This window comes from Stenotrophomonas sp. 107298_Sma (genome assembly GCF_056480345.1).
Genome location: NZ_CM151094.1, coordinates 4,479,212 through 4,501,816, shown reverse-complemented (window position 1 = coordinate 4,501,816; position 22,605 = coordinate 4,479,212). Strand labels below are relative to the sequence as shown.

The 22,605-nt window shown below is 68.3% G+C and carries 21 protein-coding genes; 11 read left to right on the top strand and 10 right to left on the bottom strand.

The window, feature by feature from the left end; translation table 11 throughout:
- Positions 1–3: 3 nt before the first annotated feature.
- Together ACZK2G_RS20795 and ACZK2G_RS20790 are read left to right on the top strand one after the other, a co-directional pair.
- A complete protein-coding gene (locus tag ACZK2G_RS20795) occupies positions 4–519 on the top strand; it encodes a cytochrome c oxidase assembly factor Coa1 family protein (protein WP_295381087.1) in 516 nt (171 codons plus the stop codon).
- A gap of 205 nt (positions 520–724) precedes the next feature.
- Positions 725–2,524: a DUF885 domain-containing protein gene (locus ACZK2G_RS20790; protein ID WP_136639215.1), complete on the top strand. Its 1,800-nt coding sequence runs from the start codon at positions 725–727 to the stop codon at positions 2,522–2,524.
- Positions 2,525–2,669: 145 nt separating this feature from the next.
- Here ACZK2G_RS20790 and ACZK2G_RS20785 read toward each other — a convergent pair whose 3' ends face one another.
- Positions 2,670–3,134 (bottom strand): hypothetical protein, encoded by a 465-nt coding sequence (locus ACZK2G_RS20785; protein ID WP_136639214.1) that lies wholly within the window; start codon positions 3,132–3,134, stop codon positions 2,670–2,672.
- Positions 3,135–3,318: 184 nt separating this feature from the next.
- Between ACZK2G_RS20785 and ACZK2G_RS20780 the strand changes: the two genes are divergently transcribed.
- The 4 genes from ACZK2G_RS20780 (at position 3,319) to ACZK2G_RS20765 (ending at position 5,918) form a co-directional block, all read left to right on the top strand.
- Positions 3,319–3,567 (top strand): hypothetical protein, encoded by a 249-nt coding sequence (locus ACZK2G_RS20780; RefSeq protein ID WP_005420185.1) that lies wholly within the window; start codon positions 3,319–3,321, stop codon positions 3,565–3,567.
- A gap of 122 nt (positions 3,568–3,689) precedes the next feature.
- The gene (locus ACZK2G_RS20775) at positions 3,690–4,607 is read left to right on the top strand and encodes a bestrophin family protein (RefSeq protein ID WP_012512425.1); all 918 of its coding nucleotides are present in this window, start codon (positions 3,690–3,692) and stop codon (positions 4,605–4,607) included.
- A 19-nt stretch (positions 4,608–4,626) separates the two neighbouring features.
- Positions 4,627–5,616 (top strand): porphobilinogen synthase, encoded by a 990-nt coding sequence (gene hemB, locus ACZK2G_RS20770; RefSeq protein ID WP_032129123.1) that lies wholly within the window; start codon positions 4,627–4,629, stop codon positions 5,614–5,616.
- 32 nt (positions 5,617–5,648) lie between these two features.
- Positions 5,649–5,918, top strand: a complete 270-nt coding sequence (locus ACZK2G_RS20765) for a hypothetical protein (protein ID WP_049461678.1) — start codon at positions 5,649–5,651, stop codon at positions 5,916–5,918.
- Positions 5,919–6,015: 97 nt separating this feature from the next.
- Here ACZK2G_RS20765 and ACZK2G_RS20760 read toward each other — a convergent pair whose 3' ends face one another.
- Positions 6,016–6,879 (bottom strand): TolB-like translocation protein, encoded by an 864-nt coding sequence (locus ACZK2G_RS20760; RefSeq protein WP_136639213.1) that lies wholly within the window; start codon positions 6,877–6,879, stop codon positions 6,016–6,018.
- A 48-nt stretch (positions 6,880–6,927) separates the two neighbouring features.
- On the opposite strand from ACZK2G_RS20760, the gene aroE reads away from it, so the two are divergent.
- The 3 genes from aroE to dinG all read left to right on the top strand — a co-directional run bounded on the left by aroE (position 6,928) and on the right by dinG (position 10,400).
- On the top strand, positions 6,928–7,773 hold the full coding sequence (aroE, locus tag ACZK2G_RS20755) for a shikimate dehydrogenase (RefSeq protein ID WP_006400656.1): 846 nt from the start codon (positions 6,928–6,930) through the stop codon (positions 7,771–7,773).
- Between the two features lie 3 nt (positions 7,774–7,776).
- Positions 7,777–8,130, top strand: coding sequence for a hypothetical protein (locus ACZK2G_RS20750; protein WP_478474267.1), 354 nt, complete (start codon positions 7,777–7,779; stop codon positions 8,128–8,130).
- Positions 8,131–8,297: 167 nt separating this feature from the next.
- Entirely contained in the window at positions 8,298–10,400 is a 2,103-nt protein-coding gene (gene dinG / locus ACZK2G_RS20745) for an ATP-dependent DNA helicase DinG (protein ID WP_136639211.1), read from the top strand.
- Positions 10,401–10,457: 57 nt separating this feature from the next.
- Here dinG and ACZK2G_RS20740 read toward each other — a convergent pair whose 3' ends face one another.
- Entirely contained in the window at positions 10,458–11,069 is a 612-nt protein-coding gene (locus ACZK2G_RS20740; protein WP_136639210.1) for a hypothetical protein, read from the bottom strand.
- Positions 11,070–11,207: 138 nt separating this feature from the next.
- The gene (gene ilvD, locus ACZK2G_RS20735) at positions 11,208–13,046 is read right to left on the bottom strand and encodes a dihydroxy-acid dehydratase (RefSeq protein ID WP_136639209.1); all 1,839 of its coding nucleotides are present in this window, start codon (positions 13,044–13,046) and stop codon (positions 11,208–11,210) included.
- A 509-nt stretch (positions 13,047–13,555) separates the two neighbouring features.
- Between ilvD and ACZK2G_RS20730 the strand changes: the two genes are divergently transcribed.
- Both ACZK2G_RS20730 and ACZK2G_RS20725 read left to right on the top strand, forming a co-directional pair.
- Entirely contained in the window at positions 13,556–14,128 is a 573-nt protein-coding gene (locus tag ACZK2G_RS20730; RefSeq protein WP_014038869.1) for a DUF1190 domain-containing protein, read from the top strand.
- 7 nt (positions 14,129–14,135) lie between these two features.
- Positions 14,136–15,314 carry a glutathionylspermidine synthase family protein gene (locus ACZK2G_RS20725; RefSeq protein WP_478474266.1) on the top strand — a complete coding sequence of 393 codons (1,179 nt, stop codon included), beginning with the start codon at positions 14,136–14,138 and terminating at the stop codon, positions 15,312–15,314.
- A gap of 536 nt (positions 15,315–15,850) precedes the next feature.
- Here the strand turns inward: ACZK2G_RS20725 and ACZK2G_RS20720 are convergent.
- From ACZK2G_RS20720 to ACZK2G_RS20695, 6 genes are read right to left on the bottom strand one after another with little or no spacing between them, the layout of a single operon-like run.
- Positions 15,851–17,149, bottom strand: coding sequence for a DUF58 domain-containing protein (locus ACZK2G_RS20720; RefSeq protein ID WP_478474265.1), 1,299 nt, complete (start codon positions 17,147–17,149; stop codon positions 15,851–15,853).
- Entirely contained in the window at positions 17,146–18,132 is a 987-nt protein-coding gene (locus ACZK2G_RS20715; RefSeq protein ID WP_478474263.1) for an AAA family ATPase, read from the bottom strand. Before ACZK2G_RS20715 ends, ACZK2G_RS20720 begins: the two co-directional genes overlap by 4 nt.
- Positions 18,129–19,313: a DUF4350 domain-containing protein gene (locus tag ACZK2G_RS20710; RefSeq protein WP_136639204.1), complete on the bottom strand. Its 1,185-nt coding sequence runs from the start codon at positions 19,311–19,313 to the stop codon at positions 18,129–18,131. Before ACZK2G_RS20710 ends, ACZK2G_RS20715 begins: the two co-directional genes overlap by 4 nt.
- Positions 19,310–20,926: a DUF4129 domain-containing protein gene (locus tag ACZK2G_RS20705; RefSeq protein ID WP_478474261.1), complete on the bottom strand. Its 1,617-nt coding sequence runs from the start codon at positions 20,924–20,926 to the stop codon at positions 19,310–19,312. Before ACZK2G_RS20705 ends, ACZK2G_RS20710 begins: the two co-directional genes overlap by 4 nt.
- A complete protein-coding gene (locus ACZK2G_RS20700; RefSeq protein WP_295380696.1) occupies positions 20,916–21,908 on the bottom strand; it encodes a stage II sporulation protein M in 993 nt (330 codons plus the stop codon). The genes ACZK2G_RS20705 and ACZK2G_RS20700 overlap by 11 nt, the downstream gene beginning before the upstream one ends.
- Entirely contained in the window at positions 21,905–22,594 is a 690-nt protein-coding gene (locus ACZK2G_RS20695) for an RDD family protein (RefSeq protein WP_136639201.1), read from the bottom strand. Before ACZK2G_RS20695 ends, ACZK2G_RS20700 begins: the two co-directional genes overlap by 4 nt.
- Between the last annotated feature and the right edge of the window lie 11 nt (positions 22,595–22,605).

The following is a 22,605-nucleotide window of genomic DNA, read 5'->3' as shown; positions in this document are numbered from 1 at the left end:
GTCATGACCCTGCCACCGCCGATTCCCACCCCTGGACAGACCTCCACCGGTTGGTGGTGCCGTCACTGGCGCTGGGCGATGCCGTTGATGGTCGTGCTGGTGCTGGGCGGCGTAGGCGGTGTGGTGGCCTGGAGCGTGCTGCGCTGGAGCGAGGCGGCACGCGAGAGCCCACCGATGCGCGAAGCACTGCGCCGCGCCGGTTGCAGCATCGAACTGGTGGAAGCCTTCGGCGAGCCGCTGCGCACCGAATCGATGCCGCTGGGCAGCATGCAGACCGCGATCAACGGCCAGCGCGATGTCGGCCTGACCGTGGCCCTGGAAGGCCCGCACGCGCATGGTCGCCTGTTCGTGAAGGGCACCCGCAGTGATGACGTGTGGGATTACCCGGTGATGTACGTGCTGGGCGAGGACAAGCAGACCTTCGACCTGACCGCGCTGGATGATGACGAGGCCGCACAGGAGTGCGAACTGCAGGCCTGCCGCGAGCGTGGCGACTGCCCACTCACTGCCGCGTTGTGACCTTCGGTCACGCGACCGGGTAAGGGCGACCATGTAGAGTCGGCTGTTGGTCGACTGCTCTCCACAAGACGCCTGAAAACCCCGCGCTGCGCGCGATAGTCGACTGACAGTCGACTCTACCCATAAGCCGCGCCGTGACCTCCAGCCGATTGTCGCCGCCGCCCTGAGCGCGTAACTTGCGGGCAACCCTTTGCTGGAGTGTCCCATGAAGCCGATTGCGCTGGCCGTTGCCCTGGCCCTGACTGCCGCCCCGCTGCTGTCCGCGCCACCGGCGCTGGCGGCACCCGCCGCCAAGGCCGCCACTCCGGCCAGCCCGGCCTGGGTCGCCCGCAGCAATGCGCTGGCGCAGATCCTGCTCGATGCGCAGGGCCCGTTCCAGCCAGAGGAAACCGGCTTCTTCGGCGTTCCCGGTTATGACGACAAGGTGGCCGACCTAGGCCCGGACAATGATGCGCGCTACCGCGCCGCCATGGCCAAGGCACGCGACGAACTGAAGGCGAAGCTGGCCACCGAGAAGGATCCCAATGTCCGCCAGGACCTGGAGATCATGATCCACGCCGCCAACCAGAACATCGAAGGCAGCGAGCTCAACGAGAAGTACCTGCTGCCGTGGAGCGATGCGCCGCAGACGGTGTTCAGCGGCCTCAACCTGCTGCTGTCCGATCAGGTGCCGGCCGAGCGCCGGGCCAAGGCGATCGAGCGCCTCAAGGCCTATGCCGGCCTGCAGCCGGGTGGCACCGCGTTCACCACGCTGGCGCGCCAGCGCTATGAAGAGCGATTGAAGGACAGCAGCCTGCTGCAGCCGACGAAGATCGAAGTGCAGCAGTCGCTGGACAACGTCGAGACCTACATCACCGGCATCGAGTCGCTGCTGAAGAAGTACCAGATCGCCGGTGCCGATGAAGCGATGAAGGCCCTGGCCGGGCAGATGAAGGACTACGCCAGCTGGACGCGCTCGACCGTGCTGCCGAAGGCGCGCACTGATGCACGCCTGCCGGCACCGTTGTACGCGTACCAGCTCAAGCAGGTCGGCATCGACATCGACCCGAAGCTGCTGATGCAGCGCGCGCAGTTGGAATTCATGGAAACCCGCTCGGCGATGCAGCAGCTGGCGCCGCTGGTGGTGAAGGACAAGGGCCTGAAGGTAGCCGACCCGAGCGACCCGGTGGCGGTGATCCGTGCGCTGAAGGCTGACAAGATCGCCGACGATCATCTGGAAGGCCACTACCGCAAGGTGATCGACGCGATCGATCCGCTGATCCGCGAGCACGCCATCGTCGACGTGCCCAAGCGTGCCATGCAGATGCGCCTGGGTTCGGCCGCCGAGAGCGCCGCCAGCCCGGCGCCGCACTTCCTGCCGGCGCCGCTGGTCAACAACACCGGGCAGCAGGGCACCTTCGTGCTGCCGCTGGGCAATCCGGCCGCCGGTCCGGGTGCGCAGTACGACGACTTCAACTTCGGCGCGGCGGCGTGGACGCTGAGCGCGCATGAAGGGCGTCCCGGCCACGAACTGCAGTTCACCGCGATGGTCGAGCGCGGCATTTCGCTGGCGCGCACCATGTTCGCGTTCAATTCGGTGAACGTGGAAGGCTGGGCGTTGTACGCCGAAGCCGAGATGGTGCCGTACGAGCCGCTGGACGGTCAGATGATCGCCCTGCAGTTCCGCCTGCTGCGTGCCGCGCGCGCGATGCTCGACCCGATGCTCAACCTTGGCCTGACCGATCGTGCCAATGGCGAGCGCGTGCTGATGGAGCAGGTTGGCCTGTCCAAGGCGATGGCCACCCAGGAACTGGACCGCTACATGGTGCGCATGCCGGGCCAGGCCGGAAGCTACTTCTACGGCTACACCCGCATCCTGGAACTGCGCATGCAGACCGAGCTGGCACTGGGCGCGAAGTTCGACCGCCTGGCGTTCAACAACTTCCTGCTCGACCAGGGCCTGCTGCCGCCGGACCAGCTGGCCGATGCGGTGAACAAGGTGTTCGTGCCGAAGTACAAGCGCTGAACGTTGCCCGGTAGTGCCGGCCGCTGGCCGGCATTACCCCATCCCATCAGGTAGTGCCGGCCGCTGGCCGGCATTCCCTTGGCGCAGGAAGCATTCCTGAGGTTGCCGGCCAGCGGTCGGCACTACCGGCGGTGACCCGAGAGGGTCACCGCTGCGGTTGCGGTGTGATCACCTGTGTCGGCAACCGCGCGGGCGGTGCCGGATTCGGCACCCAGATCGCGACGCCGGCGGCGCGCTTCTGCGTGGTCGGAATACCAATGCCTACCCCGCCACCGACATGCGAGCCAAACGAACCGGCGCCGACGGACATGCCCACCGGCGAGCCACTGCTGCCCACGCCCACCAGCACCACGCCATTGGCGCCCAGCGCCGCGGCCTCTCGCTTCAGGCGGGCCACGGCGGCATCGGTCTGGCCCTGGGTGCCGAAGCCCACCGCAGACGCTGATTCCAGCTGGGCGATTTCCTGTGAGCCGGCCGGCGGCGTTGAATAGATCTGCACCAGCGCCGGATCGATCGGTGCGCGGGCGCGGCCCAGCATCACCTTGGAAGTGCTGGCACAGCCAGCGGCGACCAGCAGGATGGCCGCCAGCGCGGCCCAACGGATGTTCATGGCACGACCCCTGTAGGACTGGTTGCGATCATCGGCGGGCCACTCTGAATCGGCGCCAACACCCGGGCCAGGGCACGCACGGCAGCACGCTAGCACGGTGGTGGTGACAGCCCCGCCAATGGCAGTAGGCGGCGGCAGCGGGAACGTCTATGGTTGGGGCAGGAACCAACTGCGGGAGAGCGGAATGGGTGTGATCAGTCTGTTGTGGGGCGTACTGGCGCTGTTGTGGATGATCCTGGCGCTGATTCCGCTGCTGGGCTGGGGCAACTGGTTCCTGATCCCGTTCGCCGCCGTCGGTGCGGTGATCGCCGCGCTGGGCATCCTGTTCACCCATCCGACCAAGCGTGGGCGGGCCTGGGCCGGGCTGGTGCTGAACGGCATCGTGGTGGTGGTTGGCATCCTGCGCCTGGGCCTGGGCGGCGGCGTGATCTGATCCCGGGCCGGGGTGCGACAGGGCGTCGCAGGCGCACGGCCCGTGGCCGGGCAGGGGCGTACAATGAATGGCTGCGCGAGCCCCCCGCGTGCCTGTGAATCCGCGCCCGGCGCGGCTGCCCCATGATCATCCGACCCCGTCCCCACGGCTGGCAACTGCTGTACATCCTGCGCGGCTCGATCGTAAAAGCGATCGCGCCGAAGGTGCTGGCCATCCTGATCCTGTCCATCGCCGTGGCCGCAGTGGTGGAACTGGCACCGCCGACCGGCATCGAGCGCGTCTCGGTCACGCCGTTCACCCTGCTCGGCCTGGTGCTGTCGATCTTCCTCAGCTTCCGCAACAGCGCCTGCTACGAGCGCTGGTGGGAAGGCCGCAAGCTGTGGGGCCAGCTGGTCTACGAATCGCGATCGCTGGCCCGCCAGGTAAACCTGCTGCTGGCCGATGACACCGGCCGTCGTCGCCGCATCGCCTACCTCACCACCGCCTTCGCCCATGCCCTGGCCGGTCGCCTGCGCGGGCGTATCGTCGCCCTGGTGGCCTTGCCATGGCTGGACAAGCGCCAGCGCGAACAGCTGGGCCAGCGCGAGAACGTGCCCGACGCGCTGTTGTCAATGATCGCCGCCGAACTGGCGCAGGCACTGCGCAGCGGTGAGCTGGACCCGATCCTCTACACCCAGCTGGAAGAACGCCTGCACGCGATGTCGTCGATCCAGGCCGGCTGCGAGCGCATTCTCACCACACCGCTGCCGTTTGCCTACACCCTGCTGCTGCACCGCTGCGCATGGATGTTCTGCGTGCTGCTGCCGTTCGGCCTGGCAAGTTCGCTGGGCTGGGGCACGCCGGTGCTGTCGGCGGTGCTGGCCTATGCCTTCTTCGGCCTGGACCAGCTGGGCGAAGAAATGGAAGACCCGTTCGGCCTGGAGCCGAACGACCTGCCGCTGGACGCGCTGGTGCGCACGATCGAGATCGACCAGCTCGACGCGCTCGGCGAACGCCCCTTGCCCGAACCCCTGCTGCCGCAGGGCTACCTGTTGCAATAGCCACTCCTCGGAGCCTGCCATGTCTCATCCGCTTTACCGCCCGCGCCGCATGCGCCACGACGAGTTTTCGCGCCGCCTGATGCGCGAGAACACGCTGACCACCGACGACCTGATCTACCCGGTGTTCGTGCACGAACTGGCTGGCCGCACCGCAGTGCCGTCGATGCCGGGCGTGGAGCGTCTGTCCATCGAAGAGCTGCTGAAGGTGGCCGAAGAGGCGCTGGAGCTGGGCATCCCGGTGATCGACCTGTTCCCGGTGATCGACCCGTCGCTGAAGTCGCTGGACGCGTCGGCGGCGTGGGCCGAGGACGGCCTGGCGCAGCGTGCGATCCGCGCGCTGAAGTCACGCTTCCCGGAGCTGGGGGTGATGACCGACGTGGCGCTGGACCCGTACACCACGCACGGCCAGGACGGCATCATCGACGACAAGGGCTATGTGCTGAACGACATCACCGTCGAGGCGCTGGTCAAGCAGTCGGTATCGCACGCCGAAGCCGGTGTCGACATCGTCTCGCCGTCGGACATGATGGACGGCCGCATCGGCGCGATCCGTCGTGCGCTGGATGCCGACAACCACATCAACGTGCGCATCATGGCCTACTCGGCCAAGTACGCCTCGGCGTTCTACGGTCCGTTCCGCGATGCGGTGGGCAGCGCGGCCAGCCTCGGCAAGGCCGACAAGAAGACCTACCAGATGGACCCGGCCAACGGCGACGAGGCGCTGCGCGAGATTGCGCTGGACCTGGAAGAGGGCGCCGACATGGTGATGGTCAAGCCGGGCATGCCGTACCTGGACCTGGTGCGCCGGGTGAAGGAAAAATTCGGCGTGCCGACCTTCGCCTACCAGGTGAGTGGCGAGTACGCGATGATGAAGGCCGCCTTCGCCAATGGCTGGTTGGACGAGCGCGCCTGCGTGCTGGAGTCGCTGCTGGGCTTCAAGCGGGCCGGTGCCGACGGCGTGCTGACCTATTTCGCGCCGCAGGTGGCGCGATGGCTGCGCGAGCGCTGACAATAGCGCCACGATAGACAGAGGACTACGCGATGGGACCCGAACTGGGATGGATGCAATGGCTGATCTGGGGCATCGGTACGCTGGTGTTCGGCGCCATCATCGTCGGTGTCTTCATCGCCGCCTGGCGGGCCGGCAAGCGCCCGCCGGAGCAGCTCTCCGCCGCCCGTCACGTGGCCCGTGAGCAGGCCCTGCCGGACAGCGTGCAGGCCGAGCTGGCCGCGCTGAACCAGCGCAAGGACAACGGCCAGCTGAGCGAGCTGGAATACGAGCAGCAGCGCGCCAAGGTGCTGTCGCGCTGACCCTCACGTTCTGGTAGCCGCCAACCTTGGTTGGCGCTTTCCCGCATGCCAACCAAGGTTGGCATCTACCAAACGATCATCCATCCGTTGCGTGGATCTACGGCATGCACCCGGCCACCGCCGCCACCTTCGGCACGGCCAACCGGTATACGTCCACGCCACCGGCACGCGGTGCCTTCGCCGCACTGCTGGCGACCATCATCTCGCCGGGCTTGGCGTTGTCGATCACCGGCGCGCCGGTCCAGCCGCCGGCCTGGTTGAACGACAGCCCCAATGGCTGCAGCGCCGCACCGGTCCACGCACAGCCGCTGCTCCACACCTGCGCGGTGCTGCCGCTGCCGCGGCTGAACACCACTGCGCCGTCATGGCCCAGCCAGTCGCCATCGGTCTCGTCATCGGCGCTGTTCAACGCGGTCAACGCCGTTGCAGGGCCACGCCTGCCCTGGGCATCCAACGTGGTCACGAACAGGTCCCAGCCCGCGCTACCGCCCTGCTGCCGAGCAAACAACAGCCGCTGGCCATCCGCGCTCAGGGCCGGCCCGCGTTCTTCCCGGCGCCCGCCATCACCGGCCAGGGCCTGCGCGCTGCCCAGCCGGCCATCGGCAGCCAGCGCGGCCCGGTACAGCGCCAGCTTGCCCTCGCGGCCGGCCGCGAACAGCAGCCAGCGGCCGTCACGGCTGAAGTAGGGATCACGGGCCTCACCGGCCACGCCTACCGGCAAGGCCTGCGCCTGCTGCCAGCGGCCGTCGACCACGCGCGCCTCCCACAGGCCCCAACCGGCCTCGCCACGGCGGGCGAAGACGATGCGCTGGCCATCGGCGCTGATCGTGGCGCGGCCCTCGTCGGCGCGGGTCGAGACCACGCCCATGCCTTCGATGCCGTACTCGTTCAACGCCATCGCCACGGGGGCAGAGAGTAGACTGGCGGCAAGCACCAGCAGGGGCGGGGTGATGCGCATCATCCGGGTCCGTGCACGAAAGAGCACCAGTCTAGCCAGCTTGAGGATTCCATGACCGACCGTTACGCCGTCTTCGGACACCCCGTTGCCCACTCGAAGTCGCCGCAGATCCATGCCACGTTCGGTCGCCAGGAAGGCATCGCGGTGGATTACCGCGCGATCGACCTGGCCCCGGATGCGTTTCTGGCCGGCCTGGAAGCCTTCGCCGCCGACGGTGGTGTCGGCGCCAACGTCACCTCGCCGCACAAGGAAGCCGCGTTCTCGGTGTGCACCACGTTGACCGCGCGCGCGCGCCGCGCCGGCTCGGTCAACACGCTGCTGCGCAAGGGCGACCGCTGGCATGGTGACACCACCGATGGCATCGGCCTGGTGCGCGACCTGACCGACCGCCACGGCCTGGACCTGCGTGGCCGCCGCATGCTGCTGATCGGTGCCGGTGGCTCCGCGCGCAGCGTCGCTCCGGCCTTCCTCGATGCTGGAATCACCGAACTGGTGGTGGTCAACCGCACGCCGGAACGCGCCGATGAACTGATCGACGCCATGGGCGAGCCGGGCCGCGCGATCAGCCGCTACTGGGAAGACCTGCGCGAGCTGGGCGACTTCGAGCTGATCGTCAACGCCACCTCGGCCGGCCGCGACCGCGACGTTGAGTTCAAGCTGCCACTGTCGCTGGTCAACTCGATGACCACCGCCGTCGACCTGAACTACGGCGAGGCCGCCATCGCCTTCCTGGCCTGGGCGCGCGCAGCGAACTGCCGCAATACCGTGGACGGCCTGGGCATGCTGGTCGAGCAGGCCGCCGAGAGCTTCCTGCAGTGGCACGGTGTGCGCCCGCAGACCGACGAGGTCTACCAGACGTTGCGGCAGGGTGCCGCCGTGCTTGCCGGCGAGGACTGATCGATGGACAACACGACCCTGATGGTGACGGTGCTGAGCATCGTGGGAGTGCGCCTGCCGGTGCTGATCGCACTGTGCGTGGGCCTGGTCTGGGTGGTCGGCGCACCACGCGATGCCACCCGCACAGGCGCCCTGGTCGGTCTGGTGCTGTTGCTGCTGTCCAGCCTCGGCGGCATGGCCGCCGGCATCCTGCCGATGTGGTTGATCAACAGCGGCAACTTCGACGCCATCTCGGGCATGAGTGCCATCCTTGGCGTGCTGCACTTCGCGCTGGCGATGGTCGAGGCCATCGGCGTGGTGCTGCTGGTGTGGGCGCTGGTGCGCCTGCTGCGTATCCGTTCGATCCCGGCATCCTGACCGGTAGCGCCGGGCCATGCCCGGCGTATCTGGCCCTTGAGCGGTCCGCCCATCGGACCGTGACCGCCGCCTGGCGTCGTCGCTGGCCCGTTCAGGCTGCCAGCGACGGTGAACGCGGCCGGCCATGCGACAATGACCGGCCTGATCCAGCCACGGTACTTCCCGGCGTGACCGAAACCGTCGCCGCTCCGCGCACGCTCGATGACCCCTTGAAGGACGCGATCCGCAAGGCGTACACGACGCTGCAGGCCAATACGCCCGGCTTCTCCACCCGCCGCTCGCAGAGCCAGATGATCGGCGTGGTGTCGCGTGCGCTGTCGAAAAGCGGTGGCGTCGGCGTGGTCGAAGCGCCCACCGGCGTCGGCAAGAGCCTGGGCTACCTCACCGCAGGCGTACCGATCGCGCTGGCCAGCAAGAAGAAGCTGGTGATCAGCACCGGCACCGTGGCGCTGCAGTCGCAGCTGGTCGAGCGCGATATCCCGAATTTCCTCAAGGCCACCGGCCTGGAAGCGACTGTCGCGCTGGCCAAGGGCCGTACCCGCTACCTGTGCACGCGCAATGCTGCCGAAGCGCAGGGCGAGGGCTCGCAGGGCGGCATGTTCGAGGATGACGCACCCTTGTTCGACCGGCCACTGGCGCCGATCGAGATGGATATCGCCAAGCGCCTGACCGATGCCTTCACCGGTGGCAGCTGGGATGGCGACATCGACAACGCGCCGGAGACCATCAGCCCCGGCCTGCGCAGTCGCATCACCACGCCGGCTTCGGGTTGCGCCGGGCGCCGCTGCGCCTATTCGGCGCAATGCGCGGTGCTGCGTTCGCGCAACACGGTGCGCGACGCGCAGATCGTGGTCACCAACCACGCGCTGCTGCTGTCAGCGCTGTCGATCGGCGACAGCGACAACGGCCAGCCGTTGATCGCACCGCCGTCGGACATGCTGCTGGTGCTGGACGAAGGTCATCACATCGGCAACGTGGCGATCGACCAGGGCGCGGCCAGCCTGGCGCTGGACGAGATGGCCAAGCGCACAGGCCGCCTGCAGATCCTGATTGCCGGTGCCTACCGCGCGGTCGACAAGGACCGCCTGGGCAACCTGCTGCCCAACGAAGCGATCGACGTCGCCAGCAACGTGGCCAAGCAGCTGCGTGCGTTCCGCGACCACATCGAACGGGTATGGATGCCGGCACCGGCCGACGAGGAACCGATGTGGCGCGCCGCCAACGGCCGCCTGCCCGAGGCCTGGCGCGAGCCGATCGAAGCGCTGGCCGACGACACCCGCAGCCTCTACAACTGGGCGCATGCCGCCACCGCGCAGGTGGCCAAGGGCAAGCAGGACGATGCCGCGCGCGAGCGCCTGCAGCGCAACCTGGGCATGGCGCTGGAAATGATCGAGCAGCAGTACAACCTGTGGCAGGCGTGGCGCCGCGAGGACAAGGATGGCGCGCCGCCGATGGCGCGCTGGGTGACTGCCACCCGCGATGGCGACCTGGTGCTGCACGGCTCGCCGGTGTCGGCCGCGCACGTGCTGCGCAAACTGCTGTGGGATGAAGTGGACTCGGTGGTGATGACCTCGGCGACGTTGACCGGCGGTGGCGATTTCCAGTCGCTGGCGATCGACAACGGCATTCCCGAAGAGGCGGAGATGGTCTCGCTGTCGTCGCCGTTCGACCTGCCCAACCAGGCCGAGCTGATCGTGCCGAAGTTCCCGGTCACGCCGGACGACCGCGAAGGCCACCCGCGCGAAGTGGCGCGTTACCTCGACACCGAACTGGACTGGGCCAAGGGCTCGATGGTGCTGTTCACCTCGCGCTGGAAGATGGAGAAGGTGGCCGGGCTGATGTCGGCCGCGCGCCGCAAGCGGGTGCTGGTGCAGGGCGAGATGTCCAAGACCCGGCTGATCGACGAGCACCTGCGTCGCGTGGCGGCGGGCGAAGGCTCGGTGCTGTTCGGGCTGAATTCGTTCGGCGAAGGCCTCGACCTGCCCGGCGAAGCCTGCACCACGGTGGTGATCACCCAGGTGCCGTTCGCGGTGCCGACCGATCCGCAGACCGCCACGCTCAGCGAGTGGTTCGAGGGGCGCGGGCTTAACGCGTTCAACCTGATCGCCATTCCGCATGCGCTGCGCACGTTGACCCAGTTCGCCGGCCGACTGATCCGCACCTCCACCGACACCGGCCGCGTGGTCATTCTCGATTCGCGGCTGCTGACCCGCCGCTACGGCAAGCGCATCATCGACGCGCTGCCGCCGTTCAAGCGCGTGATCGGCTGACACAGGGTCGGATCCCTTCCGCAGGAAGGGCTCTGATCCCACCACGCACTCTGTCGCTCAACCGCCCTCCGGATTCCGGCAGGACTGGTTGCCCATCGCATTGTGGTAATCGCGATCAAAGCAGCGCAGGAAGCCATCGAGCACGTCCAGGTTCGGCGGCCACGGCGCATCCACCTTCTGCCCGCCGGCGGTCGTGAAGTGATAGCGCCCATCCTTCAGCGCCCTGGCAATCTGCGCCGGGGCAGGAATCGCGATCAACCTTGCACGCGCTTTCTCCAGCGCCGCACGATCGCGCTGCAGGAACGCGATCGTGCCGTCCACGTAGGCGTTCCAGTAACCGGGATCGGTGTCGGTGGGCTTGTAGGTGCGCTGCATCAGCGCCACCGCCTGCGGGTACTGGCCCGCCTCCGCACGCATCTGGCCTTCATGCCACAGAATCATGGAGTTGCCTGCAGCCTTCGGCAACGCAGCATAGGCGGCGAGAAGGTCAGCGGCTTCGCGGTGGCAGCCACGGTCGGCCAGCGTGCGCCAGCCGCCTTCCATGTCCTGATCGAACGCATCCGGTTCCATCGCCAGCATCGCATCGCGGTCGTAGCTGCAGTCCGGGGCTTTGGGCGGTTCGGCTGACGTGCCCATGGCAGCGGCCAGCGCAAAGGAAAGCAACATCATCGCAACCTCCGTGTTGGTGACTTCCTGGAACACCATAACGGATCAGGATGGGTAGTGCCGGCCGCTGGCCGGCAACCTCATTGGTACGCGGATGCATCGTGCAGATGCCGGCCAGCGGCCGGCATTACCGCACACAGATCAGTCGCCGAGCAGGGCGGTGTTGCGTACGGCGCCCTTGTCGGCGCTGGTTGCGAGCAGGGCGTAGGCCTTCAGTGCGCTGGTGACCTTGCGCGGGCGCGGCGCACGCGGTTTCCAGCCGCGTGCATCGGCGTCGGCGCGGCGCTGGGCCAGCGTGGCTTCGTCCAGCAGCAGATCGATGCGGCGGGCGGGGATGTCGATGCGGATGCGGTCGCCATCTTCCACCAGGCCGATCGTGCCGCCGCTGGCGGCTTCCGGCGACACGTGGCCGATCGACAGGCCCGAGGTACCGCCGGAGAAACGCCCATCGGTGAGCAGTGCGCACTGCTTGCCCAGTCCCTTCGATTTCAGGTAGCTGGTCGGGTACAGCATTTCCTGCATGCCGGGGCCACCCTTCGGGCCTTCGTAGCGGATGACCACCACGTCGCCGGCCTTCACCTCGTCGGCGAGGATGCCGGCCACCGCCGCGTCCTGGCTTTCGTAGACGCGCGCGTTGCCTTCGAACACGTGGATCGATTCGTCCACGCCGGCGGTCTTCACCACGCAGCCGTCCACCGCCAGATTGCCACGCAGCACGGCCAGGCCGCCTTCGGCCGAATAGGCGTGCTCGACGCTGCGGATGCAGCCCTCGGCACGGTCAACGTCCAGCGTCGGCCAGCGTGTGGCCTGGCTGAAGGCCACCTGGGTGGGGATGCCGGCCGGGCCGGCACGGAAGAAGTCCTGCACGTTCGAGTCGCTGCTGACCGCCACGTCCCAGCGTGCGATGGCGTCGGCCAGGCTGCGGCTATGTACGGTCGGTACGCTGGTATCCAGCAGTCCACCGCGCGCCAGTTCACCAAGGATGCCGTACACGCCCCCGGCGCGGTGCACGTCTTCCATGTGGTACCTGGGCGTGTTCGGCGCCACCTTGCACAGCTGCGGCACGCGCCGCGACAGTGCATCGATGTGGGTCAGGTCAAAGTCCACTTCCGCTTCCTGCGCGGCGGCCAGCAGGTGCAGGATGGTATTGGTGGACCCGCCCATGGCGATGTCCAGGGTCATCGCATTGGCGAACGCGGCCTGGGTGGCGATGCCACGCGGCAGCGCAGTCGGGTCTTCGCCGCCATACCAGCGGTGGCACAGCTCGACGATCAGGCGGCCGGCGCGCAGGAACAGTTGTTCGCGGTCGGCGTGGGTGGCCAGCGTGGAGCCGTTGCCGGGCAGCGACAGGCCCAGCGCTTCGGTCAGGCAGTTCATCGAGTTGGCGGTGAACATGCCCGAGCACGACCCGCAGGTCGGGCAGGCACTGCGCTCGAACTCGGCCACTTTTTCGTCGCTGGCGGTTTCGTCCGCGGCGATCACCATCGCATCGACCAGGTCCAGCTTGTGCTCGGACAGTTTGGTCTTGCCCGCTTCCATTGGTCCGCCGGAGACGAACACCACCGGGATGTTGAGGCGCAGTGCGGCCATCAGCATGCCGGGGGTGATCTTGTCGCAGTTGGAAATGCACACCAGCGCATCGGCGCAGTGCGCGTTGGCCATGTACTCCACCGAGTCGGCGATGATTTCGCGGCTGGGCAGCGAATACAGCATGCCGTCGTGACCCATGGCGATGCCATCGTCCACGGCGATCGTGTTGAATTCCTTGGCGACGCCGCCGACTTTTTCGATCTCGCGCGCGACCAGCTGGCCGAGGTCCTTCAGGTGTACGTGGCCGGGCACGAACTGGGTGAAGGAGTTGGCGATGGCGATGATCGGCTTGTGGAAGTCGCCGTCCTTCATGCCGGTGGCGCGCCACAGGGCGCGGGCGCCGGCCATGTTGCGGCCGGCGGTGGAGGTACGGGAACGGTATTCGGGCATGGCTGGCGGAACGGGCGGGCCGTACGACGTGGGGGTCGCCCGATCATGGACAATTTTTTCGGTTGCTGCTGCAACCACCGGAGGTGGTCGGGCCGGGCTGCGCCCGGCACCCGCGGTAGTGCCGGCCGCTGGCCGGCAACCTCAACAGCAACAGCTGGGCTATCCGTGGGATGGCGGGGTGGGTCCGGTTGCAGGGGACGGCGCAAGTACGTCCATGTAGCCTCGGTCGCGCCTTGCTCGTGTGCGCTTCCCTGCGCACGCGGCAAGACCGGGGTTGAGCGTCCTGCCCAACCCGCCCGAGGCATGCCTCGCGCCCATGGCGCTCACGCCCCTGCCACCGCACCCACCCCGCCTTTGACAGTTGGCCGCGATCTGACGGGATCCGACCCCGATTCCTGATTGGAACGACGAAAATGAAAGTCCGTTCATCTTTCGGACTTTGCCGATTCCGGTTGCTGGTCCGGATTTGGCATCATTGGGGCATTGATCCGTCGACAGGGCATGAGGCCATGAAACGTTCCCGCACCACCGCGCTGCTGCTGATGAGCGCTGCGCCGCTGCTGTTCACCGCCTGCCAGAAGGAGCCGGAGGTGAAGGTGCAGGAAGGCCTGTACACCTCGGTCGAGGCCTGCACCGAGGCCACCGGCGATCCGTCGTCGTGCCGCAATGCCTTCGCGGAAGCGCAGAAGCAGGCCGCCGATGCCGCGCCGAAGTACGCCAGCAAGGAAGCCTGCGAGAAGGACTACAAGCCGGAACAGTGCGTGCAGCAGCACACCTCGGCCGGCACCTCGTTCATCGGCCCGATGATGATGGGCTTCTTCATGTCGCAGATGCTGAGCAACCGCGGTGGTCTCGCTCCGCAGGCGCCCGCGGCGTCGCCGGCCTACCAGGACAAGAGCGCCGGCTGGGCGCGTCCGGCACCGGGCGGCAGCGGTGGCCTGAATACCGCCAGCGGCATCGGCGCAGGCAAGGCGGGCCTGGCCCCGGTCACCAGCGAGCCGAACCGTGCGGTCACTGCCAGCCGTGGTGGCTTCGGCAACACCAGCGCGCGCCGCAGCACCAGCGGCAGCTACGGCGGCTGATCGACCCATGCAGCGTATCCGGATTGCCGAGCGTGCCCAGTGGCGGGCACGCGCGGAAGAGGCGGGTTTCCGCTTCCACACCATCGACGGCCAGCCGTACTGGGATGAGAGCGCGTACTACGCCTTCACCCTGCGCCAGATCGAACAGGACATCGAAGACCCCAGCGCCGAGCTGCACCAGATGGCCCTGGACCTGGTCGGCGATGTCGTCGGCAGCGAACGCCTGATGGACCAGCTGGCGATTCCATCGCATTACCGCGACTGGATCGCCGACAGCTGGCGCCAGCGCCAGCCGCATCTGTACGGTCGCCTGGACCTGGCCTACGACGGCAGCGGTCCGGCCAAGCTGTACGAACTGAACTACGACACGCCGACCTCGCTGTTCGAGGCCAGCTTCTTCCAGTGGCAGTGGCTGGAAGACCAGCGCAACGCCGGTCGCCTGCCGCAGCATGCCGACCAGTTCAACGCGATCCATGAGGCGCTGGTCGAGCGCTTCGGCGAACTGGCCACGCAGCTGCCGCCGCCGCTGTATTTCAGCGCCGTGGGCAGTTCGGAAGAGGACCGTGGCACCGTCGACTACCTGCGCGACTGCGCCTCGCAGGCCGGCCTGCATGGCCAGGCGATCGCTGTCGAGGATATCGGTCTGTCCGAGGACGGTCGCTTCACCGCGCTGGACGATTCGGTGATCGGCACGCTGTTCAAGCTGTACCCGCTGGAAGACCTGATGGCCGAGGAATTCGGTCGCGCGCTGCCGGGCTCGGGCGTGCAGCTGCTGGAGCCGGCGTGGAAAGCGGTGCTGAGCAACAAGGGCATCCTGCCGTTGCTGTGGCAGCGCAACGTGGGCCATCCGAACCTGCTGGAAGCGCATTTCGATGACGGCAGCACGCTGGCCTCGGGCTGGGTACGCAAGCCGCTGTTCTCGCGCGAAGGTGCCAACATCGAGATGCACCTGGCCGATGGCAGCACCCAGCGCAGTGACGGTCCCTACGACGGCCCGGCGATCATCCAGCGTGCGCATCCGCTGACCCGCTTCGAAGGCGGTTACCCGCTGATCGGCAGCTGGGTGATCGGCGACCACGCCTGCGGCATCGGCATCCGCGAGGACGACAGCGCGATCACCCGCGACAGTGCGCGCTTCGTGCCGCACGCGATCATCGATGAGGCGCCAACGCGGATCTACGTCTGATGGCGGTGCGGCGCCCCCGGGCCGGCGTGGGCAACCGACGCCGGTCGTAGAACAACCGCTGTAGGTAGTGGCCGACCTTGGTCGGCGCTGTTGATTCCGTGCCAACCAAGGTTGGCATCCACCAGAGCGATGCGTCGGTTGCTGCAGGGATAGCGCCGGCCGCTGGCCGGCAACCGCAGTTGGTAGAGTCCGACCTTGGTCGGCGCTGTGGGTTCTGTGCCAACCAAGGTTGGCACCCACCAGAGCGATGCGTCGGTTGCTGCAGGGTAGTGCCGGCCGCTGGCCGGCAACCGCCGTTGGTAGAGTCCGACCTTGGTCGGCGCTGCGGATTTTGTGCCAACCAAGGTTGGCACCTACCAGAGCGGTGCGTCGGATGCTGCAGGGGTAGAGCCGGCCGCTGGCCGGCAACCGATGTTGGTAGAGGCCGACCTTGGTCGGCGGTTTGGATTTCGTGCCAACCAAGGTTGGCACCTACCAGAGCGGCCGCGAACCAGCGCAATGCGTCGGTAGCGCCGGGCCATGCCCGGCGCCATCGATCAGAGCAGCCCTTCGCGCTTCACTGCCAGGTAGCGCTCGACCAGTGCGGCAGGCAGGGCATCGGCAGTCACGTCCAGCACCATCACCTTCTCGCTGCGCAGTGCCTCATGCGCCTTCGCGCGCTGCTGCAGGTACAGTGCAGCGGCACCGGCCTGGGTCGCGTCCTCCAGGGTCTGCACGTCACCTTCCAGCGCAGCGTCCAGTTCGCGTTCGCGCAGGCTGGCCACGCACACCAGATGGCGGCGCTGCAGCAGGCGCACCGCCGCCAGCAGGTCCTCGATATCCTCGTCGCGCACGTTGCTGACCAGCATCACCAGCGCCCGCCGGCGCTGGCGCAGCGACACCTCGGTGGCGGCGGCCAGGTAGTCGGTGGCGACTGCGCGCGGCTGCAGGTCGTAGCTGGCGCGCAGCAGGTGCTCGACCGTGCCCATGCCACGCTGCGGCGCCACCCAGCGGCGTTCGCCACCAGCAGCGAACAGGCCGGCGGCATCGCCTTGGCGCAGCGCCAGGTAGGCCACCACCAGCGAGGCGTTCAACGCGTGGTCGAAGTGCGAGAGCCCGCCTTCGCTGGCCAGCATGCGCCGGCCACTGTCGAGCATCAGCAACAGCTGCTGGTTCTTCTCGTCCTGGTACTCGCGCGAGATCAGCTTGCGCGCACGTGCGGTGGCCTTCCAGTCGAGCTGGCGCAGGCTGTCGCCGATGCGGTACTCCCGCATCTGGTGGAAGTCGGTGCCTTCACCCCGGCGGCGCTTCACGTGCGCACCGACCAGCCGCGAGGCCTGGTCGGCACTGAACAGGGCGAAGCGGGTGAGTGGCACGAAGTTCGGATAGACCCGCACCTCCAGCGCCGGCGGCAGCGTGCGTTGCTGCCACCACAGGCGCCACGGCGAGCGCATGCGCAGGCGCACGCCTTCGAAGCGGAAATGCCCACGCTGCAGCGGCTGCAGGTGGTAGTGCAGGGTGGAGGCACTGCCGCCCTGCAGGCGTACGCGCTGCGGCAGTGATTCCAGCGGCCAGCCGCCGGGCACCAGGTCGAACACCTGCACCGTCATCGATTGTCCGGCCTGCAGGCGCAGCGCGGCTTCGCGACGCACGCCCAGTGCCAGCGCCTCGGGCAGCTCGCGTTGCACCTGCGGCGACGGACGCCGCGACTGCCGCCACAGATCCATCAACGCCGGCACGGCAATCGCCAACGCCGCCAGCGCCCAGCTCCAGCGCGGCAGCACGCCGCCCAGCACCAGGCCGCCCAGCGCGGCCCAGGCCAGCAGCAGCGCCAGCAGCAGAGGTGCCGGTCTCATCGGCGCGGCGCTTCCACCTTGGCCAGCAGTGCGCCCAGCACGTCGTCGGCGTCCTGGCCTTCGATCTGCAGTTCCGGTGCCAGCGCGATGCGATGGCGCAGCGCAGGGCGCGCGATGTCGCGCACATCATCCGGAGTGACGAAATCACGACCGGCCAGCACCGCCTGTGCACGCGAGGCACGCACCAGCGCGATGCTGCCGCGCGGGCCGGCGCCGACCGCGATACCCGGCCACTGCCTCGTCGCCGCCACGATCCGCACCGCGTAGTCGATCACTTCGTCGTCAACCGTGATCGCGGCGGTGGCACGCTGCAGTTCCAGCAGCTCACCAGCACCGAGCACGCGCGGCACGTGGCTCAGGTCGAAATCGCTGGCAGCGCGGCCACTGGTGATCGCGGTCACCATGCGCTTCTCGTCCTCCAGCTGCGGATAGTCGATCAGGACCTTCAGCAGGAAGCGGTCCAGCTGTGCTTCCGGCAGCGGGTAGGTGCCTTCCTGCTCCAGCGGGTTCTGCGTGGCCAGTGCCATGAACGGCGGCGCCAGGGTGAAGGCCTTGCCTTCGATGGTCACCTGGCCTTCCTGCATCACTTCCAGCAGCGCCGACTGGGTCTTGGCCGGTGCGCGGTTGATCTCGTCGGCCAGCAGCAGGTTGGTGAACACCGGACCGCGACGGATCTTGAAGCTCTCGCTCTTCGGGTCGTACACGGCGTGGCCGCTGACGTCGCTGGGCATCAGGTCGGGGGTGAACTGCACGCGGCCATAGTCCAGTTCCAGGGCCTGTGCCAGTGCGCGCACCAGCAGGGTCTTGCCCAGCCCGGGTACGCCCTCGATCAACACGTGACCGCCGGCGAGCAGGGCCACCAGGATCTGGTCAAGCACCTCGGCCTGGCCGATGAAGGCGTGGCCGATAGCGTCGCGGATGGCATCGACGCGTTCGATCAGGCGGGCGTTCGCGGCCGCCGGCAGCTCGGGGACTTCGGTCATAGCAGGGATCTCATCTGGAGCAGCAAGCGGATGCGCTCGCGCAGGGCGGAGGAATCGTGCGGCGGAGGGGGGGAGAGCGCGCTGGCGACGCGGCTTTGCGGCCACTTCAGCAGCTCGGCGATGGCCTGATCGCGCGGCGCGCCGTCGAGTGCGGCGGCAACCGGCGCGCGCAGGCGCAGGCGGTGCAGGAACAGCGCGAGCACGGCCTCGTACAGGCGCGTGCCGTGACCGAAGCGCAGCAGCAGTTCGCCACTGGCACGCACGTGCTCCAGCAGCGAGCGGCGTTCCAGCACCGGCGACGGCAGCAGGCTGCCGAAGCGCTGCGAGCGGCCCCACAACCAGCCCAGCAAAGCCAGCAGCAGAGGCACCCACAACGGCCAGCCCTGGTAGAACAGGCGCGCCCACAGCGATGGCGGTTGACTGGCATAGACCAGCCAGACCGCCCCCTTGCCGTAGTTCGGATCGAGCAGGTAGCGGGTCAGGTCGCGGTGGGCGGGATCATGCAGGCCGTCGCTGGCCTTGCCGGCAGTAGCCGCCAGGCGCGCTGCAGGCGAGTCGACATCGCCGCGCATGAACTCCATGTCGGCCAATACGCTGACCCTGCCCTGTCCGTGGCGCAGGCGCGCGAACACCAGATCGCGATCACCACCCCAGCGTCGCTCGGCCTGCGCTTTGGCGGCAAAGCCAAGCGTGAAGCGGCGGCCACCGCAGAATTCGCTGTGACCGGTGTCGTCGTCGATGTGGAACGGCTGGCAGTCGCTGCGCTGGAACAGGCTGTCCACGCCCAGCTGGTCCAGCAGCGGCCCCTGCGTGCTGCTGGCATCGTCTTCGGCCGGCGGCGGCGTGCGCACCAGCAGATGGCCGCCACGGTCGACCCAGTCCAGCAGCTGCTTCACGGTGGGTGCCGGCAGCTCGCTGCTGTCCTGCAACAGCACCACGGTGTCGTGCGGCGCCAGCGCCATCTGCTGCAGCTCAAGCCGCGGCCGCGCGTGCACGTCGATACCGTCGGCGCGCAGCGCCTGGCCCAGCACGTACAGCGGGTTGTAGGCGGCTTCGCCCTGCGGCGGCAGCGGAAGCGTTTCGGTGACCCGCTCGTGCGTGCGCAGGTAGAGGATGGTCAGCGGCACGCCGAACAGCACCAGCACGCCCAGCAGCAACGACCAGAACAGGCGCGGGCTCATGCCTGCCACCGGTACTGCTGGCGCAGGGTCTCGGCCAGCGCGTCGAAATCGCTGCGGCTGGGCAGGCGTCCACCATAGGCGGCGTACTGCCACATGCGCACGATGCGCGCGAAAAGATCACGGTCGGCTGCTTCGGGCATGCGCCGCGATGCGCGCAGGCATTGTGCTTCGGTAGCACCGGGTGGCAACGCGATGCCGCTGCGCTCGCCGACGGTACGCACGCTGGCACGGTACAGCAGCGCCAGCGCCTGGCGTGGCCGGCCCTGGTCCCACAACAGGCCGGCCTGGGTGGCGACGTCCGGCGGCAGCACCACCGGCAACGTCACCTGTTCCTCCACCACCTGCGGTGCCGCCTCGGCCTTGCGCCGCCCGCTGCCGCGCAGCCACGGCAGCCACAGACGTGCGGTCAGCAGCAGCACCAGCAGCAGGACGCCGAGCAGGCCCCACAGGCCCCATTCGGCCAACCGTGCCAGCCAGGCGATGCCGTCCTTGCGCGGCTTGCGCTCGCCCTTGTTGCTGCTGTCGCTCTGCAGCGATTTGTCTTCCTTCTTCTTTTCCTCGGCCTTTTCGATCGGCTTCCAGTGCGTGACCTGACGGGTCGGGCGCTGCAGCGGATCCTCATAGGCACGGTTCACCGCCTGGCGGAAACCGGCGGTGTCCACCGGCAAGGTGCCGAAGATCGTTGCCGGGGTGTTGGCCGGGTCGATCGTGGCTTCGTCGTCGTCCGTATCGGCGCCGACGTCGCTGGGTTTGCCCAGCACACGCTCCGGCCCGGCATCTGCGTCCTGCGCATGCACCGGTGCGGAGACCAGTGGCAGCGCCAGGCACAGCAGCAGGGCCAGCGTCGATGCGGCCGGCAGCAGACGATCGCGCAGGCGGCGCAGGGCGATTTCCACGTCCCAGGCTTCCATCTGCGTGCGCCGGTTCAGATACAGGCCGAAGCCGCCACCGACGAAAAACGGGCCGATCATCACCGAGGCCAGCCAGCACGCCAGGTTGAAACCCAGCCGCGCCCACGCCGGTGTATCCCGGCCGATCATGTCCCACGCTGCGCGCCAGGATTCGGACATCAGCTCCAGCGGCATGAACATGAACACTGCGCCGATCGCACCCGATACCAGCGCCGCTTCGAAGGCCATGCAGGCCACGGTCAGTACCAGTGCTGCGCCAGCGGCACCGGCCGCCACTGCGCGCCGACGTGGACCACGCTGGTCGGGGGCGTTGCCCTCCAGCAGGTTCACCGGCAGGCACAGGCTGCGCAGCACGCTGAAGCGGCGCCATCCCAGATAGCCCCAGAAACCGTTGTTGCCCCAGTGACGCTGGACGCGCAGCGCTGACAGCGCACCGACCGGCTCGCCGAAGATGCCGCGCGACAGCACGTACAGCGGTGCGCGTTCGAACAGCGGTTTGCACCACCACATCGCCAGCCAGGCCCAGCCGAACGCATCCAGCCACCAGCCCAGCGCGTTGAAGATCACGAACAGCGGTGCGCTGGCCAGCAGCCAGCTGCCCCACACCGCACGCGCGTGCCGGCGGGCGAGGGCGTTGCCCAGCTCCATGGCTTCCCAGCCGCTGCGCGCCCGCAGCACCACGTCCAGGTGGTCAATGCGCATCGCTGCCTCCGCGTCCGCCGCGCCACAGCCACAGCAGCACGCCGGCCCACAGCACGCCGGCCACGCTGAACTTGCCCCACGCCGGCACTTCGGCGATCGATGACCAGAACGCTTCAATGAAGGCCGCGACCAGCAGCATGAAGGCGACGCCGAGGCACAGCCGGGCGCCGATGCGGCCGCCGTCGACCAGTGCATCCAGGCGGCTGCGCCGGCCCGGTGCCAGCAGCTTCATGCCCAGCTGCAGGCCGGCGCCGCCGGCAATCACGATCGCGGTCAGCTCGAACGCGCCATGGCCGACCACGAAGCGCCAGAACGGGCCACCATGGCCGATGTGCTGCAGGTGGCCGGCCACCGCACCAATGGTCACGCCGTTGAACAGCAGCACCAGCAGCGTGCCCAGCCCGGCCAGCAGGCCGCTGGCAAAGGTGCGCAGGGCGATGCTGATGTTGTTCATGATGTAGTGGCCGAACATCATCCAGTCGGTGCCGCTGTCGCGGCCCAGGCGTTCGGCGGCCGGGTCGTACATGCGCTCCATCGCGGCGATCTGGCGGTTGTCCATCAGCATGTGGATCAGGTCCGGGTGGACCTGCGCCAGCACGAAGCAGGCCAGCGCTGGCAGCGCGAACATCGCCAGCGCCACCCACATGCTGCGTGCCTGGCTGCGCACCAGCAGCGGGAAGTCGGCCACCAGGAATTCCAGCGCCGCGCGCCAGCGCGTCGGCGGTGTGCGGTACAGCACGCTGTGGCCCTGCTGCATCAACTGCTGCAGGCGCTGCACCAGCTGGGGGCTGTAGCCGCGCTCACGGGCCAGCGCCAGCTGCTGGCACAGGCGCCGGTAGCGCTGCGGGAAGGCGGTGTCGTGCAGCGACAGACCACTGGCCTTCCGGCGCGTGCGGCGCGACACGCCAGCGCGCAGCAGCAACCATTGCTCCAGGTCCTGCCATTCCTGCTGGTAGCGGGCGACGAACTGTTCCTGCTTCATCGCCGGCCCAGCAGCCAGTTGGCCATCGCGTACAGGCGCAGCACACCGATCTGGCCGTGGGTACCGGTCAGAGGTTCGACGATGCCGGCCAGCTCCTGCTGGCGCGCCGGTGACAGTCGAGGTGCGCGCTCGGCGAAGGCCATCAGTGCCGCCTGCTCTTCCGGCCGCAACGGTTGTGGCGGAGCCAGCACGCTGTCGATGGTCGGCGGTGGCGGCAGGTACAGCGCCGGTGCGTGCACCACCACGGTGCCTGCCACCAGGTCACCGAGGCGACGGCCATGCGGATCGAACAGGCTGCTGATCAGGCCCAGTGCATAGCCGAACGGCAGCATGTCCACGGTGCGCAGCAGGTTGCGGGTGACCGCGGCCATCCAGCCCACCGGCGCGCCATCGCGGGCGAGCACGCGCAGGCCCAGCGCACGCTTGCCCAGGGTACGGCCCCACAGCGCTTCGCAGATGATCGGGTAGGCCCAGTAGACCAGGAACATCAGCGCCAGGTAGAGCCCGGTGCCGAACTTGTCCAGCAGCGCCAGCGGGAACGACATCAGCACCAGTACCGCGATGCGCACGCCGAGATCGACCAGCCAGGCCATCGCCCGAGGCACCGGGCCGGCCGCCGGCAACTGCAGCGGCACACCCTCCGGCGTCACCACCTCGCGGTAGGTATCGAGCATCGGTGCGGCCATCAGCGCGATGG

Coding starts and splice junctions, on each gene's coding strand:
- ACZK2G_RS20750 (WP_478474267.1), top strand. CDS start 7,777: ATGGACAACACGACCCTGATGGTGACGGTGCTGAGCATCGTGGGAGTG.
- ilvD (WP_136639209.1), bottom strand. CDS start 13,046: ATGCCCGAATACCGTTCCCGTACCTCCACCGCCGGCCGCAACATGGCC.
- ACZK2G_RS20720 (WP_478474265.1), bottom strand. CDS start 17,149: ATGAGACCGGCACCTCTGCTGCTGGCGCTGCTGCTGGCCTGGGCCGCG.
- ACZK2G_RS20795 (WP_295381087.1), top strand. CDS start 4: ATGACCCTGCCACCGCCGATTCCCACCCCTGGACAGACCTCCACCGGT.
- ACZK2G_RS20775 (WP_012512425.1), top strand. CDS start 3,690: ATGATCATCCGACCCCGTCCCCACGGCTGGCAACTGCTGTACATCCTG.
- ACZK2G_RS20740 (WP_136639210.1), bottom strand. CDS start 11,069: ATGATGTTGCTTTCCTTTGCGCTGGCCGCTGCCATGGGCACGTCAGCC.
- ACZK2G_RS20710 (WP_136639204.1), bottom strand. CDS start 19,313: ATGAGCCCGCGCCTGTTCTGGTCGTTGCTGCTGGGCGTGCTGGTGCTG.
- ACZK2G_RS20725 (WP_478474266.1), top strand. CDS start 14,136: ATGCAGCGTATCCGGATTGCCGAGCGTGCCCAGTGGCGGGCACGCGCG.
- ACZK2G_RS20730 (WP_014038869.1), top strand. CDS start 13,556: ATGAAACGTTCCCGCACCACCGCGCTGCTGCTGATGAGCGCTGCGCCG.
- ACZK2G_RS20785 (WP_136639214.1), bottom strand. CDS start 3,134: ATGAACATCCGTTGGGCCGCGCTGGCGGCCATCCTGCTGGTCGCCGCT.
- aroE (WP_006400656.1), top strand. CDS start 6,928: ATGACCGACCGTTACGCCGTCTTCGGACACCCCGTTGCCCACTCGAAG.
- ACZK2G_RS20695 (WP_136639201.1), bottom strand. CDS start 22,594: ATGGCCGCACCGATGCTCGATACCTACCGCGAGGTGGTGACGCCGGAG.
- ACZK2G_RS20780 (WP_005420185.1), top strand. CDS start 3,319: ATGGGTGTGATCAGTCTGTTGTGGGGCGTACTGGCGCTGTTGTGGATG.
- ACZK2G_RS20715 (WP_478474263.1), bottom strand. CDS start 18,132: ATGACCGAAGTCCCCGAGCTGCCGGCGGCCGCGAACGCCCGCCTGATC.
- ACZK2G_RS20765 (WP_049461678.1), top strand. CDS start 5,649: ATGGGACCCGAACTGGGATGGATGCAATGGCTGATCTGGGGCATCGGT.
- ACZK2G_RS20760 (WP_136639213.1), bottom strand. CDS start 6,879: ATGATGCGCATCACCCCGCCCCTGCTGGTGCTTGCCGCCAGTCTACTC.
- ACZK2G_RS20700 (WP_295380696.1), bottom strand. CDS start 21,908: ATGAAGCAGGAACAGTTCGTCGCCCGCTACCAGCAGGAATGGCAGGAC.
- ACZK2G_RS20790 (WP_136639215.1), top strand. CDS start 725: ATGAAGCCGATTGCGCTGGCCGTTGCCCTGGCCCTGACTGCCGCCCCG.
- hemB (WP_032129123.1), top strand. CDS start 4,627: ATGTCTCATCCGCTTTACCGCCCGCGCCGCATGCGCCACGACGAGTTT.
- ACZK2G_RS20705 (WP_478474261.1), bottom strand. CDS start 20,926: ATGCGCATTGACCACCTGGACGTGGTGCTGCGGGCGCGCAGCGGCTGG.